The organism is Borrelia persica No12 (genome assembly GCF_000500045.1).
In the GTDB taxonomy this organism is placed as follows: domain Bacteria; phylum Spirochaetota; class Spirochaetia; order Borreliales; family Borreliaceae; genus Borrelia; species Borrelia persica.
Map to the genome: position 1 here is coordinate 1 of NZ_AYOT01000086.1, position 656 is coordinate 656.

General features: G+C 28.4%; 2 protein-coding genes. Both read left to right on the forward strand.

Going from position 1 to position 656, the window contains the following annotated elements; translation table 11 throughout:
* Positions 1-177: DUF228 domain-containing protein (locus U881_RS13690; RefSeq protein WP_152520649.1), on the forward strand; the 177-nt coding region annotated here is incomplete at its 5' end.
* 22 nt (positions 178-199) lie between these two features.
* Positions 200-656, forward strand: a 457-nt coding sequence (locus U881_RS0101590) for a DUF228 domain-containing protein (protein ID WP_024653031.1), incomplete at its 3' end; no start/stop codon positions are given.

The following is a 656-nucleotide window of genomic DNA, read 5'->3' on the forward strand; positions in this document are numbered from 1 at the left end:
GATTTTAATTCAAATGGAGAAGTTATTAAAGCCTCTAGTTCTTCATCAGTTAATGCAATTGCACTTAGTAATATATATACTTTGTATCTTAGTGATGATGAATCTAAAAAGAATCAAGACGATTATAAATTATATTTAATAAAGATATCCCTTTATGGCAATAAAGCGGTTTCTTAAAATAGGAAATTAGGAGGTTAAAGTGTCTACAAACGTAACTGAACTAGTAAAGCAATATGAAGAAAAAGCTAAAACTCTTAAAAAGTTAATGAAGAATCCTATCAGCGATTCTGGTGTTTTTAGTAATACAGTTGATTTTAGGAGTAAAAATTTACATTTTGCTAATCAAGGTGGTACTGTAACAAGTCGAACTGATAAACTAGAAAATTACTTCTTTAAAGGATATCCATATAAGAGAGGAGTAAAACGAGTAGTTGATACAACATCACAAGATAATCAACCACATTATGAACCACATGTTGAAATTGGTGGTGAAGATGATCTTTATGGAATATGCATAGATATAGATGAATTTACTAGTACTGCAACAGTACTTCCTATTACAAATAAATTTCAAGGATATTTAATTGCAAAAGATGATCAAATTAAAAGAAAAGATAAAGTTAAATTTAATTCAGATGGACAGGTTGAAAAGGATA